The organism is Thermogutta hypogea, from assembly GCF_055386265.1.
Window position 1 is genome coordinate 4,221,910 of the sequence record NZ_AP042425.1, and the last position, 14,163, is coordinate 4,236,072.

At 65.6% G+C, this 14,163-nt stretch carries 9 protein-coding genes; 4 read left to right on the forward strand and 5 right to left on the reverse strand.

Annotated elements, in window-relative coordinates; all coding sequences use genetic code 11:
* Window positions 1-193: 193 nt before the first annotated feature.
* From ftsH to ACZ5B4_RS15235, 5 genes are all read right to left on the reverse strand, one after another.
* On the reverse strand, window positions 194-2,326 hold the full coding sequence (gene ftsH / locus ACZ5B4_RS15215) for an ATP-dependent zinc metalloprotease FtsH (protein ID WP_464912086.1): 2,133 nt from the start codon (window positions 2,324-2,326) through the stop codon (window positions 194-196).
* Window positions 2,327-2,763: 437 nt separating this feature from the next.
* Window positions 2,764-3,792 carry a nitrilase-related carbon-nitrogen hydrolase gene (locus tag ACZ5B4_RS15220; protein WP_464912087.1) on the reverse strand — a complete coding sequence of 343 codons (1,029 nt, stop codon included), beginning with the start codon at window positions 3,790-3,792 and terminating at the stop codon, window positions 2,764-2,766.
* A 104-nt stretch (window positions 3,793-3,896) separates the two neighbouring features.
* Complete coding sequence (locus tag ACZ5B4_RS15225; RefSeq protein WP_464912088.1) at window positions 3,897-6,356, reverse strand: O-antigen ligase family protein; 2,460 nt, start codon at window positions 6,354-6,356, stop codon at window positions 3,897-3,899.
* 38 nt (window positions 6,357-6,394) lie between these two features.
* Entirely contained in the window at window positions 6,395-7,642 is a 1,248-nt protein-coding gene (locus tag ACZ5B4_RS15230) for a glycosyltransferase family 4 protein (protein WP_464912089.1), read from the reverse strand.
* Window positions 7,639-8,184 carry a DUF4416 family protein gene (locus ACZ5B4_RS15235; RefSeq protein WP_464912090.1) on the reverse strand — a complete coding sequence of 182 codons (546 nt, stop codon included), beginning with the start codon at window positions 8,182-8,184 and terminating at the stop codon, window positions 7,639-7,641. The genes ACZ5B4_RS15230 and ACZ5B4_RS15235 overlap by 4 nt, the downstream gene beginning before the upstream one ends.
* 399 nt (window positions 8,185-8,583) lie before the next feature.
* Between ACZ5B4_RS15235 and ACZ5B4_RS15240 the strand changes: the two genes are divergently transcribed.
* The 4 genes from ACZ5B4_RS15240 to ACZ5B4_RS15255 all read left to right on the forward strand — a co-directional run bounded on the left by ACZ5B4_RS15240 (window position 8,584) and on the right by ACZ5B4_RS15255 (window position 14,123).
* Entirely contained in the window at window positions 8,584-9,576 is a 993-nt protein-coding gene (locus ACZ5B4_RS15240; protein WP_464912091.1) for a sialidase family protein, read from the forward strand.
* 259 nt (window positions 9,577-9,835) lie between these two features.
* Window positions 9,836-10,231 (forward strand): GntR family transcriptional regulator, encoded by a 396-nt coding sequence (locus ACZ5B4_RS15245; protein WP_464912092.1) that lies wholly within the window; start codon window positions 9,836-9,838, stop codon window positions 10,229-10,231.
* On the forward strand, window positions 10,228-11,166 hold the full coding sequence (locus tag ACZ5B4_RS15250; RefSeq protein WP_464912093.1) for an ABC transporter ATP-binding protein: 939 nt from the start codon (window positions 10,228-10,230) through the stop codon (window positions 11,164-11,166). The genes ACZ5B4_RS15245 and ACZ5B4_RS15250 overlap by 4 nt, the downstream gene beginning before the upstream one ends.
* Window positions 11,163-14,123 (forward strand): hypothetical protein, encoded by a 2,961-nt coding sequence (locus ACZ5B4_RS15255; protein ID WP_464912094.1) that lies wholly within the window; start codon window positions 11,163-11,165, stop codon window positions 14,121-14,123. The genes ACZ5B4_RS15250 and ACZ5B4_RS15255 overlap by 4 nt, the downstream gene beginning before the upstream one ends.
* Window positions 14,124-14,163: the final 40 nt, after the last annotated feature.

Consider the following 14,163-nt stretch of genomic DNA (forward strand, 5'->3'; position numbering starts at 1 on the left):
TTTTTCGAATTCTAAAGGCGAGGGCGCGGCACCGTCAACCACGTCCTCGCCGCCGGCGGCTTGCGCGATGCTCTACGAGCGGCCGGCGTAACCCGCCGGTGTACGCGTCGAAGTGAGGCGCCTCAAAGTGAGGCGTCGGCGCAAGGCGGCGGGTTCGATGTGCGGATTGCCACAAAGGTGAGCAGCCCCCGACTCATTCGCCGGCGGCGGCGTCATCGGCGGGTTTAGCCGTTTCGTCGGGCGGGCGGCTGAAGCGATCGGCGGCAGGGCCGGGCGACTTGCGCCCCACGGCATCCAGCGTGCCCGGCACCACCACCGGACCCGGCACGTTGGCCTCGATGACCTCCCTCAGCTCTTGCGCGTCGATGACCTCTTTTTCCATCAGGCGTTCGGCCAAGGCGACCAAAGCCTGCCGCCGAGTCTGCATGATGTCGCGGACTTTTTCCAGCAAATCGGACAGAATTCGCCGGATTTCGGCGTCCACCTCCTTGGCCGTCGCCTCGCTATACCAGCGATTGGCCCGATTCCAGTCCAGGCCGCCCAGGTAACCGGCGGGGGCATCTTCGCGGAGGGCGATCCGCCCCAGCCGGCTCATGCCGTAATCCACGACCATGCTCCGCGCCAAATCGGTCGCGCGTTGGAGATCGTTCTGGGCGCCCGTCGAAAGGTCCTGGAAGATCAATTCCTCGGCCACGGAGCCGGCCAGCGCCACTTGGATGCGGCTCTCCAGCTCGCTCTGGGTGAGGATGTAGCGATCTCCCTCCGGCCGCTGGAGGACGTAGCCCAGGGCGGCGATGCCGCGGGGAATGATGGAGACTTTATGAACGGGATCGGTGTTGGGCAGCGAGTAGGCCACCAAGGCGTGCCCGCTCTCGTGATAGGCCACCCGCCGCTTTTCCTCCTCGTTCATCAGCCGGCGGCGTTTTTCCAGCCCCGCGGTCACCCGCTCCACCGCCTCCGTGAACTCTTCCATGGTCACCGAGTCGCGATTCTTGCGGGCGGCCAGGAGCGCCGCCTCGTTGACCAGATTGGCCAAATCGGCCCCGACGAAACCCGGCGTGATGGCCGCGATATCCGAGATATCCACGTCGGGAGCCAGTTTGACGTTCTTGGAATGCACCTTCAAAATCGCCTCGCGGCCGCGCAAATCGGGGCGATCGACCAGGACGTGGCGATCGAATCGGCCGGGCCGCAGCAGGGCGGGGTCGAGGGTCTCGGGCCGGTTCGTGGCCGCCAAAACGATCACGCCGCTGTTGGGGCTGAAGCCGTCCATCTCCACCAACAAGGCGTTGAGTGTTTGTTCCCGTTCGTCGTGGCTGCCCACGATGCTGGTCCCCCGCGTCTTGCCCAGGGCGTCCAGCTCGTCGATGAACACGATGCAGGGCGCGCGGGCCTGCGCCTGCTGGAACATGTCGCGGACTCGGGCGGCGCCCACGCCTACGAACATCTCGACGAAATCCGACCCGGAAAGGCTGAAAAAGGGCACGCCGGCTTCGCCCGCGATCGCCTTGGCCAACAGCGTCTTGCCGGTGCCGGGCGGGCCTACCAACAACATTCCCTTGGGGATGCGGCCGCCTAAGGCTCGGAATTTCTGCGGGTTCTTCAGGAACTCCACCACCTCGCGGAGCTCCTCGACCGCCTCGTCCACCCCCGCCACATCGTCGAAGGTGACGCCGATGTCTTCCTGCGCGTACATCTTATGGCGGCTTCGCCCGAAGGCCATGGCCGAACCGGGCCCGCCCATCCGCCGCAGCAAGAACAGCATTACCAGCACGAACACCAGCAGCAAGACGAAGTGCGGGCCGTACTGCTCCCAAAACGTCGGCGGTTCGCCCCCGCGAACATCGCGGAAGCCCTTGCTCAACAGGAGCTGGATCAAGGCGTTGTCGTCCGTGCCCATGCCCAAACGCGAGGTGCGAAACTTGCGATCCTCGGGCTTGGTCTTCTTGTCGGCCGGCTCGATTACTTCATAACTGATCGTGCCGGTGACCTGGTACGGCTCCACGACCAAGTCCCGCGGATTCGAGTAGCGGACCTGGAGCGTTTCGTTGCCGGACTTTTTGGAGACGATGATATGGGCCTGGGGATTCGTCTCGAACGGCCCTTGCTCGACCAGCCGAACGAATTCGCTGTAAGGGATGTCCTCGGCCGGCGGAATGCGGAGCATTCCCGCGAGGAGCAGGCTGATCAGCAGGCCGACTAAGAGATACCACAGGACGGCGGGGCCGCGGATCGGCCGCGGAGGCTCCTTCCCTTTTCGTTGTTCGTCGCCTCCTTTCGGCGGCGGGGAGGGGGCGTCATCGTTGGATGAGAAATCGAGCCGCATGCGTGCTTTCCAATCGGATATTGCTTGAAATCCCTACTATAAAGACCGGCATGACCGAGTGATTTCCCGGCAGGCATGGAACGCAACCGCCTCGCCCGCAAGCCGCGGATCGGTACTTGGGCGACGGCACGCGACGACGCAGGAGACGCCGGCTCTCGCCTGCCATGCCGCTATTGTATTATGGCGTATTTTGGACTTGGGACAAATGATCCGAGGCGTCCCCTGGGTTAATGGAAGGGGTGCTGCCCACTGGCGACGCCGGGTACGACGTAGCCCGAGCCGGGGCCGTCAGCCCGAGGCGGAAGTGCCGCGCAAAACGCTGTGTCGCTTCGGCGACGTTGTCGCAGTGCGTCATCACCGGCGTGCGCCGGGGGCTCCCGTGGACCTTCGATCACCGGGTTCTCGCCGTCGCGTTTCATCGCGATTTCTCGGCCGGCCTACGCCGGCGGGTCGGCTCCGCGGCACAGGTCGTTCCACCGCTGTCGGCCCTGTTGGATCGCCTGTTCGACGTCTTGTTGCCGCGGGGGTGAGCGCAAGGTTCCGGCCGGATAGACGGCCTGGGAGTAGGCGGGATAGGCCTCCGTGCGGAGGTGGGCCGGCATCAGGTGGCCGCGACGTCGTCGGCGTTCCGCCCGTAATGCCGCCAAGTCGATCGGTCCGACCACGATCCGTTCCCCCCCGCCGGGTTCGGCCTGAGCCAGAATCCGCCCGTCGTAGTCCACGATCATGCTTCCGCTCGGCCAACTGAAGGGAGCGTAGCGGCGCAAGGCCGCCCCCTGATTGCAGGCCGCCACGTAGGCCACGTTCTCGATCGCCCGCGCTCGGTTGATGATCGTCCACCAATCCAGCGGCGAAGCGGTCCCCCAAGGGTCCATGTAGGCCGAGACGCGAACCAGCACTTCCGCGCCGGCCAACGCCAACTGCCGCAGGACCTCGGGAAAGAGCCAGTCGTAGCAGATCGCCGCCCCCAGCCGCCCGATCTCCGTTTCCACGGTCGGGAACAGGGGCGCGTCGTATTGCGGCAGATCGTGCGGGCTGGTGTGCAATTCCCAGGGAATCCAGGGGTGTACCTTGCGGTACTTGAGCAGGATGCCGTCGGGGCCGATCAAACACGAGGTATTGAACACGTGGCCGGGATAACGGTCATCCCGTTCCAAAAAACTCCCCGCTTGGATGAACACACCCAGCTCCCGCGCCGTCTTGTGGAACCGATCCGTGAAGTCGTTGGGTACCGGCACGGCCAGCTTGTCGTGCAGTTCCTCCACGCTGTCGTAGAGCGGCGCCGCAAGCGAGAACTCGGGAAAAACGATCAACCGCACATCGTGGAACGGCTCGTACGCCTTGGCGGCGAAATGGGCCATTTCCAGCATCCTTCCCACGTTGCGGTGAATCCCGGCCCGATCCGCGGGGTTCGGCAGGTCCGTCTGACACATGGCGGCATAGTAGCGGGTGCAAACGTCGCTCATGATGGGGCTTTCCGAATTCCTTAGTACAGAGAACCGTGAAGTGATACGAAGGACCGTGAAAAGGGAACGCCGACCGCCCGAATGGGGGCGGCAAGCCCGATTCCTCACGGCGCGGCCGGTCGGCCCGACAGGATTTCCATTTTGCCCCGCCACTCCGCGGGGAGCTTGCGCTCGGGGTTGGCGATGGCGTCATCTTGCCGCAAGGCCATCTCGGCCTCGCGCTCCGCCTCGGCGGATTTGCCTTGCCGCTGCAAGACGTCGGCCAGTCTGGCGCGATAGAGCACTTGGCCGGGCTGGAGTTCCATCGCTCGGCGAACCGCCGCCTCGGCCTTGCGAAGGGCCTCGGGATCGTCGCTCCCCTCCGCCGCCTGCAAGTAGGCCAGCGCGATGCTGAAGGCCGCCGAGTCGGAATTCGGCGACAGTTCGCGGAGCCGCGCCGCGGTGCGGTCCAGATCGTGCCGCAGACTCGCGCGATCGAAGGCTTGACGCACCAAGCCCGGGGGTGAGGCTTCGCCGCGATCCGCCAAGGCCGCGCTGAGCACGGCCAGCCGACGCAAGAGCGGCTCCACGGCCAAGGGATCGGCCCGGCTTGCCGCGTCCAAGGCGGTCAACGCGGGGAGGGGATCGAAGTCGGACCGGGGTACCTGCTCCATCAACGCCCGGCAGCGGAGAACCGGCGCGTAGGCCGTGGAGTAGCAGAGGATTGTTAATAAGGCTAGGCCGGCGGCCGTCCCGTAGGCAACCGAACCGGGGACGTCGTGAAAATCCGGCGCGATTCGCGCGGAAGACGAAGCGGAGGACGATCGCGGCGCGTCCTCCAACCAGGACAGCCCGGCGGCTGCCAACAGCCAAAACGATTGCGAGACCGCGGCGAAGCTCCAGCCGCCGGAGGCCGACCAATGGATCAAGAGCACCGCCGCCGCCAAGCCGCAAAGCCCGGCTTCACCGGCAGGCGTCGCCCCGTCGGCCCGGGCCGGGGCACGACGCCAAGTTCCCAACGCCCAAAACGTGATCAGCGCCGCGGGGAGACCCACCATCAGTGAGGAAAACGTCTGAGGGGCGCTACTGAGCAGGCTCAGGGCGAATCCCAGCGGCCAGGCAACGATCAAGGCCGCCGTCAGCCGTCGGCCTTCGCCGGACTCCGCCACGAGCGGCGCGGCGGGCTTGGGAATACCCAATTCATCGGACGGCGTGGTGTCATCGGACGGCGTGGTGCGGGAAACCTTCCCGCAGCGCCGAATCCGGAAAAAGAAGATTGCCAACAGCACGAGCAGGGCCGCCAGGGCGAAAATGCCCGCCGAGGCCCAAACTTCGAGTAAGAAATTGTGTGGGTCGCTGATGTCCTCCACGGCGTCGGGGAGTTTGAATCGGGCGTAAACGAAGCGGAAGTTTCCCGGCCCGCACCCTAGCCACGGTTGCGATCGAATCATACCCCACGTAGCCTGCCAGTATTGCCCGCGAAAAAGCAGGGACTTGCCCGCCTCGTACAGGACCAGCGGATCGAGACCGCCCAAGGCCAACGCCGTCCCGGCCAGCAGCGCGAGGGCGGCCGCGGCGGCAAGGAAGACCAAGTAAATTCGGCGGCCCAAGACCTCGCGGTGGGACCACGCCAGGCCGATCACCCCCAGCAAGGCGGCCAGATATCCCGCCCGACTCTTGGTGAGAATCAGGCAAAGCCCCAATGCGGAAGTCGCCGCCAAGAGCACCAAAGCGCGGAGGATGGCGGCGCCTTCGCCTGGCGGTTCTGCCGCCGGCGCTTCGTTCCGGCCGGAGGCGCGAAAACGTCGCAGCGCTCGCTTCGCGGCGTGCCAAGCCCCGACCGCGGTGTAGCCGGCGGCCGCCGCGAGCACGATCCCCCAGGGCAGCAAAAATCCCGCCAGCGAGTTCGTCAGGGCGAATGTGGCGAGCGGCTCCACGCTGAAAAAGCGGTTTTCGAATAACCGCAAGGCCTCGGGTTGATTCACGTATTCCCCCAGCCCGGCCAATTCCAAGTACCGGGCGGGATCGCTGCGGTAGGCCGCGCGGACGGCGGGCATTTCCACGCCGTATTGATATAGACCGTAGGCCGACAAACCGACCGCCGTCGCAACCATCACGGAAAGCACCGCGCGGACTCGCCGGGTCGGCCACTCGAACTGCCGCAGGAACAGGAACACCAAGGCGAATCCCACGGCCTCCCATAGCATGTTGACGGCGGGGCGCGCCGTGCCCTGGAAAACGGCGACCAAGGCCGAGGCGGCGTAAGCGGCCGTCAAAATCACCACGGCGGCGTCGGGTAGTCCGAAGCGATAGCGGATCCGCGTCCGGCCGACCTGAAACAGGCACCACATCACGGCCAAGGCCAGCCATAGCATGACGACCGGCAGGCCGTCACCGCGGTCGGCTCCTTCGCTGGGGAAGAGGGGCCGGGCGGCCAAGAGGGCCGTCGCCGCGGCTAAGAACCACGGTTGCGACGGCTCCGCCGGGCCTTTCTCAACCGCCCGTGACGATGGCGCAGCGGCGCCCGGCGCGCCGCCGGCGACGGGCGAGACTCGCGAGCGTCGTTCTGTTCGAGGTCGCGGCATGGTTGCTTGCCATCCGACGATCAAGAGCCTTGCGAACGTTATTCCTTGCCCGGCGACTCCGCACGCGGAACGTCGGGCACGATTTCCGGCGCGGCGTCGTTGCAGCCCGTTGCGGGCGACTCTACCCGGCCGTTGCATCCCCGCCGCAATTGCCTTCGGCCGGTCGCCTCCAAAATGGCGATCAAGCAGAGCATGCAAAAGACCAAAAGCAGGATCACCCCGGCTCCGAAGGCGTTCACCTGATGCAGCAGGAGCGCCCCCAAGCCGCATGCCGCGGTCGCCAAATAGATCGTCAGCACGGCCTGAGGCGGCGTCATGCCCAACTCCACCAGCCGGTGGGAAAAGTGGTTCTTGTCGCCCACGAAGGGACTCCGCCCGGCTCGCAGGCGAATCAGCACCACCGTCGTGAAATCGTAGAGGGGAACGGCCAGGGCGCAGAGCGGAGCCAAGATTGCGTGACGCGGCTCGTTCGAACCGGCGAACGTGGCGGTCATCGACATGACGGCCAGCAAATAGCCGATCCAGTAGCTGCCGCAATCGCCCATGAACAATCGGGCGGGCGGGCGGTTGTGCCACAGAAACCCCGCGATCGCCCCCGTCAGGACGAGGAAAAACCCGGCCACGAAGAGCTGCGGTTCGCCGCCCACGGTCTTCGGGGTGGAGAGCATGACCACGGCCAAGATGAGGGAGGCGATGGCGGCAATGCCCGCCGACAAGCCGTCCATGTTATCCAGCATATTGAAGGCGTTGATCATCACCACGATCCAAAAGATGCTGACCGCCGCCGCCAACCAAGGAAGGTCGAGAAACATCGTGACGCGAAACCCGCAGGCCACGGTCAGCACCGCCGCCGCGAACTCCACCGCCAAGCGGAAACGCCAATCGAGCTTCCAAACGTCGTCGGCCAACCCCAGCAACATCAAGACGGTGCCGATTCCCAGGATCGTCCACAACCGGCCTGCCTGGTGCCAAATCCCCGGCAGGTGCGTGATCGCGTCCGAGGGGAGCAGGGCAGGCAGTACCTCTCGGATAGTCTGGCCGAAGATCGTCCCGGCCGGACCTACGCCCAAGACGGCTCCCGTGAACAACGTCCCGATCAGGAACGGCAGGACGATCCCCGCCCAAATCGCCAGCCCGCCCGAGGTCGGCATCGGTCGCGCGTGGATCTTGCGGTATCCAGGCCGATCGAGGAGCCCCAGCCGGGGTGCCCAACGGCGGAGCGCGAGACCGCCGGCCCAACTGATCGCCGCCGCCACCGCCATGCCGCCTAGAATCAGCCGAATCATGAGCCGTTCTCGGTCTTCTTCAATCCGCGGAGGTATTCGCGACAGCGGTCGAAAAAGGGGTGGTAACGAGCCTCACGATAGTCGGGAAACGTCCACGTGTGCGGCTCCCAACCCCCCCGTCGATAGAACAAGGTGACCTCGGCGAATATCCCCTTCGACAAATACACGCGGTGTACGAAATCCTTCGTCGAGGCCAGGACCAACTTGCCGGGCGTGACGTAGCCGGGGTCGATGTTGACCGGCCGCGGTTCCGCCGCACCGGCCGCCGCGGCGTACTCCTCCTCCCACGCGTTGCTACGGAGCTTGATGTCCGGCAGATCGCCCGGATCGATCGGTTTCGCCGCGAAAAAGACCTTCTTGAGGCCCGTCCCCATCGACGCAGCGTAGTACTCCGTCTGGTCGAAAGGATAGATCGGGCTTTCCAGCGCGATGGGACCGAACTCCGCTTGCAGGCGCCGGCGCACCCAGTCGAGCGCGGCATCGTACCGGCTGAAAGCGGCCACGACGAGCAAGGCGGGATCGGGTTGTTTCACGCTGCCCATGACCGGCCGGCATCTCCGTTCACGAGTTAAAAGCATCCCCGTTCGGCGGGAGGATCGCGCCGCAGGTGGGACGCATGCCGCCGAAATGTCCGTTTCCGAGGCGGTTCCGCGACCCATGTTTGCATTGTAGCACGCCGCCCGGCCGTCGCGACGGAGCGTGGACCTTCCTATGCCCGGCGTTCCAGGCATCGGTTTTTGCACCACGGTCCGATGCCCGACGCTCTCGCTCCCTCGCCCCGCCGATCCCGGCTTCCTCGCGATGCCGCATCGCCGTGAACGACTCGCTTTTTTCGCTGAATCCTTGACAAGCTATCCCATGACCTTCCAAAATCGGGCTGACCTGGGAACCGGACGCACCGGCCGGGGAACCGAACGCTTTTGCCCGCGGGAGATGAAGCCATGAGGTATTTGCCGTTATTGCTGCTTGCGGTCGCGACGACCGGCCTCGCGCGAGGCGAAGAAGGCATCGAACTGGTCGAGGTAAAGAAGATCTGGGATCAGGCCCCGCATAATGCCTTCACCGATCTGATCCGCTTCCAGGATCGGTGGTTCTGCGTATTCCGCGAAGGGCAAGGGCACGTTTCGCCGGATGGGGCGTTGCGGGTCATCACCTCATCGGACGGCGAGCACTGGGAGTCGGCCGCGCTGATCACCTCGCCCCACTCGGACCTTCGCGACGCCAAGATCAGCGTGACGCCGGACGGGCAATTGATGCTGGCCGGCGCCGAGACGCTCCACGCCCCCACCACGCATCGCATTCAATCGCTCGTCTGGTTCTCCGCGGACGGGCGAAACTGGAGCGCACGGCACGAGGTCGCCGACCCGGACTTCTGGCTGTGGCGCATCACGTGGCACAAGGGCAAGGCCTACGGATTCGGCTACGGTTGCGGGAAAGACAACCGGGGCATCCGACTGTACGCAAGCTCCGACGGCAAATCGTTCCAAACGCTCGTTTCCGAGGTCCCGGTCGAGGGGACCTATCCCAACGAAACGTCGCTGGTGTTTCTGCCCGACGATACGGCCTACTGCCTGTTGCGGCAGGACGGCGAGCCGAGGGACGGCTACCTGGGCGTTTCCCGGCCGCCCTACACCGAGTGGACCTGGAAGCGACTCAACGCCCAAATCGGCGGTCCCCACATGATCGTGCTGCCCGACGGGCGGTTGGTCGCCGCCGTGCGACTGTACGGCGATCGGGCGCGGACGTCGTTGTGCCGGATCGATCCCGAAGCGGGCACGCTCACGGAATGGCTTACTTTGCCCTCCGGCGGGGACACGAGCTATGCCGGCTTGGTACTGCACGAGGGCCTGCTGTGGGTCAGCTACTATTCGTCGCACGAGGGCAAGACGAGCATCTATCTGGCCAAGGTGCGGATCAGCCCCTCCCGACCGTGACCTTGTTCCCATCGCCCTCTGGCGCCGGCGGCTCGCACTCCCGCATTGCCCGAGCGCATCCGGAGCCGGCGCGGAGCCGGCGGTGACGCGAGCCTCGTGCGTCAGCCCAAAGGGGAAGGCTCCGGCCGACGCGCTTTCTTACGAATCGGGGGGATGGGCCGCGCGGCGGATCCCCTTCCGAAATCGCGCGAAAAAAGAACTTGACCGGCCCGGCGGGAGGTGTATACTGTATTAGGCTACTAATACAGGAGACGGACGGATGTTCCTTCAGATCCATCCCGACGACGCCGTGCCCATCTACGAGCAGATTGCGCGGCAGATTCAGTTCGCCGTGGCCGCAGGTGGGCTGATGCCGGGCGACACGGTCCCGTCCGTTCGCGAACTGGCTCGGCAGTTGGCGGTCAATCCCAACACGGTGGCTCGGGCTTATCGCGAGTTGCAGACCCTGGGCATTCTGGACGCCCAGCGGGGGCTGGGCCTGACCGTCGCCGCCGAGGCCGTGGAAAAGTGCCGCGATCAACGCAGCCGCTGGATTCGCGAGCGATTGGCCCAGGTCGTCGGCGAGGCCCTCCGCGCCAAGGTCTCCGCCCGCCAACTGCAAAGCATCTTGCAGGACGTCATCCAAACCCTTTCCCGTCAGGAGGCCCAATCATGAACGCCGTGATTCGTACCGAGGAGCTTGCGAAGCGGTTCGGCCGAGTGACGGCCTTGGACGGCGTCTCGCTGGAGATTCCGCCGGGCGTGGTCTGGGCCTTGTTAGGACGCAACGGGGCGGGCAAGTCCACGCTCATCCGCATTCTAATGGGGCTGCTCGAACCCGACCGCGGTCGGGCGCAGGTGCTCGGGCACGATTGCCGTACCGAATACCTCGCCGTCCGCCGCAAAGTCGGTTACGTTCCCGAGCTGCCCGTCCTGTACGACTGGATGACCGTCGCGGAAATCGGGCGATTTTGCGCGGCCTTTCATCCGGCGGGCTACTTCTCCGAATATCTCCGCGCCGCCGCTCAGTTCGGTCTGCGGCCCGATCAAAAGCTGCGGCACCTGTCCAAGGGGATGCGAGCGGGGGTGGTTCTGTCGCTGGCCCTGGGGCATGATCCCGAGCTGCTGATTCTGGACGAACCCACCTCCGGCCTGGATGTGATGTTTCGACGGCAGTTCCTGGAGAGCATGGTCGATCGCGCGGCAGCCGGCAAAACCGTGTTTCTGGCCAGTCATCAGGTGCACGAGGTGGAACGCGTGGCCGACATCGTGGCCTTTCTCAAGGAAGGCCGGATCATCCTCGTCGAGCCCTTGGATCGCCTCAAACGCGAAACGCGGCACTGGATTCTTACGTTCGCCGATGACCGGGCCGCCGGGAGCGCCCTGGACAGGTTCGCCGCAGAGGACGGCGTGTTGCGAGCGGATCGCGATGGGCGGCAAATCGAACTGCTGGTGCGATCGCGGGAGGATGCGCCGGAACGACGGTTCGCGGCCGCCTTGAACCTGGAGCAGGTGGAATCGCACGCCTGCTCCTTGGAAGAAATCTTCACGGCGTACATGGGGCCGGAGAGGGATTGCGAAGCCCCGTCGTTGAAGGAGGCCCGGAAATGAGCACGACCCTACACCGACCGATGACGGGCCGGGACGGCGGATTTCGGCAAGAGGCCTTGGCCCATGCGTGGCGGTACCTGCGGCAGGCGCGGCCCCTGATTCTTTCCTTGGCTGCCGGACCGATCCTCGTATTGATGCTCTTCCTGTTCGTCGCGACGGCAGCGGAACCGGAATCGCTGTCGAGTTTTCGCGGCTCGGCATTCGCCTTCTTGGCGGTCGTGGCGGGGGGACTGTTCGCACTGGCATTCGGCGCCGTTTCGTTCGCCGGGGAGTGCGAGCTGGGCACGGACGCCTTGCTGCGGAGATTGCCGATCCGACCGGGGCCGTTGGTTGCCGGCGTTTTCGCCGCGGGTGCGTTGGGGGCCGTTGCCGCCGGCGGGATCGCGCTGGTCCTCCTCGCCGGCCTGGATATCCTTTGGGGCCGTGCCTCGCTTTTCACGTCGCCCTTGCCCTACGAGGATTTGATGGGCGCGGTGTATTGGTTGGGTCTCGGCGCCGCCTTCTTGGCCTGGGGGATCTTCTTCTCGCTGAAGATGCGCCGGGTGATTTGGGCGGCGGTTCTGGCGGCGGCCGTCGCCTACCTCTCCGACACGTCCCTCACGGCGTGGCTCACGCCCAATTACCGTTTCACTTGGGAACGGGCGGCCGAGCTTTCCCACTATCGGCTGGCCCTGGTCGCCTTGGTCCTGTTCGTCGATGCGGGCTTGATCCGCGGATGGTTGCGTCCCGAGCCGGTTGCCCCAAGGTCGGGAGCATTGTCCGTGCTGCGGCACGCGGTCGAGGCCTTCGCCAAGGTGTGCCCATCGCTTGCCGCGGCCGCGCGGCGGGGCTTCCTCCCAGGTTTCCAGCCCGACTTGCACCGGCCGGCCGATGAACAACTGCTGTGGTTGCAGGCGCGGCAGGCCGGGGCGTTGGTACCGGTGATGCGGGCGGCAGCGTCGGCGGTGTTCCTCGCGGTAGTCGCCGGATTTGCGACGGTCGCCTCCGTCACCCTTCCCCCGCACGCAGCGCGATCCTTTTGGGAATTCGTCATACCCCTGGGGGTTTGCGTCATCTTGGGCATGATTGCGGTGACGGGCGTCTTCGTCTTCGGTCCGGATCGGTGGCACGGCACGCGGCGGTTCTTGGCGGTCCGTCCCATCTCGCCCGGCCGCATCTGGCTCGCGCGCCAGCGCTGGGGCATCCGCTGGTGCTTGGTCTGGAGTATCCTGCTGGCGGCTTGGATTTGCCTGTCAGCCGTCACTTCGGATACGAACCTCAACCAAGACGGCACGCTCGCCGCGATGCTATTCTATTCCCTGCTCGGCGGCGCGGTGTTGTACGCGGCCGGTCAGTTGGCCGGCATGTTCGCCCCCGAAATCCTCCACGCCCTGATCCTGGCGGCGGGGTTGACGCTGCCCGTCGCGATGCCCGCGGTGCTCTTTCCCGTGGGACCGGACGAGATCATCCCCGGTGTGAGTTTCGCGATTACCTGGGCGATTCTGCTTGCGGCGCTCTTTTGGCAATCCCGCCGGTCCCTCCGCGGTTGGCTGGAAGAGCGAGCCGCCGGCACGTTTCGGGATCGGCTTACCTCGCCCCTCCTGTGGGGCTTAGTCATAACGTTCCTCATCCTGCCGTGGACCCGCGTGATCTTTCTTCCGCGGACGGACGTGGAGTCGCTCCGGAGCATGGAAGCCGCGGCGGGGAGGAGCCTGGAGCAATGGATCCCGCCGCAGCCCGCGAGCCTTCAAGGTTTTGCGGCGACGCGGGAACTGGCGCACCGCGTCAAATTTTCCGGACCGCTATCCAACCTGGCCGTTCGGCGCCGAACGCCGTCTTACGAATCGGGGGAAGATCCGGTCCGGCGGTTTTTGGAATCCGAGTCGGCGGCGGATATCTTCCGGCTCTCGGCGGAGCTTTCCCAGCAGGCCTATGCCGATCCGCTCGTGGACGCGCTGCGGCGCGGCTCGCCTTGGGAGCGGCTCGAGGTTGATTCTCAGGCGGGCACATTCGGATTAGAAATGCAGATGATCACGATTCCGGCCTTGGAGAACCTAGCCCCGGCGGCGGTCCGGGCGGGAAAGATCCAAGAGTCGCGGAGCCTGCTGATCGCCGCGCCGGCCCTGCGATTCCGTGCGGAACGGACCTACCCCGCCGCGTTTGGAAATTTCTTCGTCTCCGGCCGAGACCTGGCCCAATGGAGCCGCTGGGCCGACGCCGCGTGGGAATGGAGCCGCGCGGAGGGGCAAACGCCGCAATCCCTCCGCGAGATGTTGCAGGATATCCAGGACGTCGTCGCGAGGGAGCGCGTGCCGCTCGAAGTCCGCACGCTGCTGCTCGGAGCGTATTGGCGGGGTCCGTTCCTGCGCGACGCGCCGATCGGGATGGGACGCGAAGGGCCGAGGTTCGCCTGGTGGTCCGGCGACCTGTGGTTCCTCCCCATCGCCGTGTCTTGGGTTCCCGGCGAATGGCAGCTCCATCAAGCCCGGCTCGATCGCATCCTCGCCGAATATCTTCCCCCCGCGGTGGAATATGACGAGCGCGGCGTCTTCCCCTGGCAGTTTCGGAGGCGGTTGGAGTCATCGAAACCGGTCTTGCGGGGGTGGGGTGTCGGATGGAACGCCGCCGTGTCTATTCGGCGATCGCTGGACGACGCCTTTTTCAGCCGAGCATGGGGCGACCTCCATATTCAGGCGACTTGTCTTCGCCTGGCCCTTCGCATGTACAAATTGGAACACGGTCGATATCCCGATCGGCTGGAGGAACTGGTGCCGCGGTACTTGCCGCGAATTCCGCGCGTGCCCGGCACCGGCCAGGACTTTCTGCTGTCGTACCCGCCGGCGGATTCGCAAGAGAGAGAGGGGCCGGCAAACCCGGTTTTGGATGCCGGGGGGCATGTCTGGGGTGCCGGCCGTCACCTCTTCCTGCTGGAGCCGGACCCGTCGGAAAACGAAGATGGGCAAGAACGTGTCGAGTGAGATCGCCGCAGGGCCCGAATTCCTTGCGTTGCCGCAACGC

Coding starts and splice junctions, on each gene's coding strand:
- ACZ5B4_RS15230 (WP_464912089.1), bottom strand. CDS start 7,642: ATGATTCGGCTGATTCTAGGCGGCATGGCGGTGGCGGCGGCGATCAGT.
- ACZ5B4_RS15245 (WP_464912092.1), top strand. CDS start 9,836: ATGTTCCTTCAGATCCATCCCGACGACGCCGTGCCCATCTACGAGCAG.
- ACZ5B4_RS15255 (WP_464912094.1), top strand. CDS start 11,163: ATGAGCACGACCCTACACCGACCGATGACGGGCCGGGACGGCGGATTT.
- ftsH (WP_464912086.1), bottom strand. CDS start 2,326: ATGCGGCTCGATTTCTCATCCAACGATGACGCCCCCTCCCCGCCGCCG.
- ACZ5B4_RS15225 (WP_464912088.1), bottom strand. CDS start 6,356: ATGCCGCGACCTCGAACAGAACGACGCTCGCGAGTCTCGCCCGTCGCC.
- ACZ5B4_RS15220 (WP_464912087.1), bottom strand. CDS start 3,792: ATGAGCGACGTTTGCACCCGCTACTATGCCGCCATGTGTCAGACGGAC.
- ACZ5B4_RS15250 (WP_464912093.1), top strand. CDS start 10,228: ATGAACGCCGTGATTCGTACCGAGGAGCTTGCGAAGCGGTTCGGCCGA.
- ACZ5B4_RS15240 (WP_464912091.1), top strand. CDS start 8,584: ATGAGGTATTTGCCGTTATTGCTGCTTGCGGTCGCGACGACCGGCCTC.
- ACZ5B4_RS15235 (WP_464912090.1), bottom strand. CDS start 8,184: ATGGGCAGCGTGAAACAACCCGATCCCGCCTTGCTCGTCGTGGCCGCT.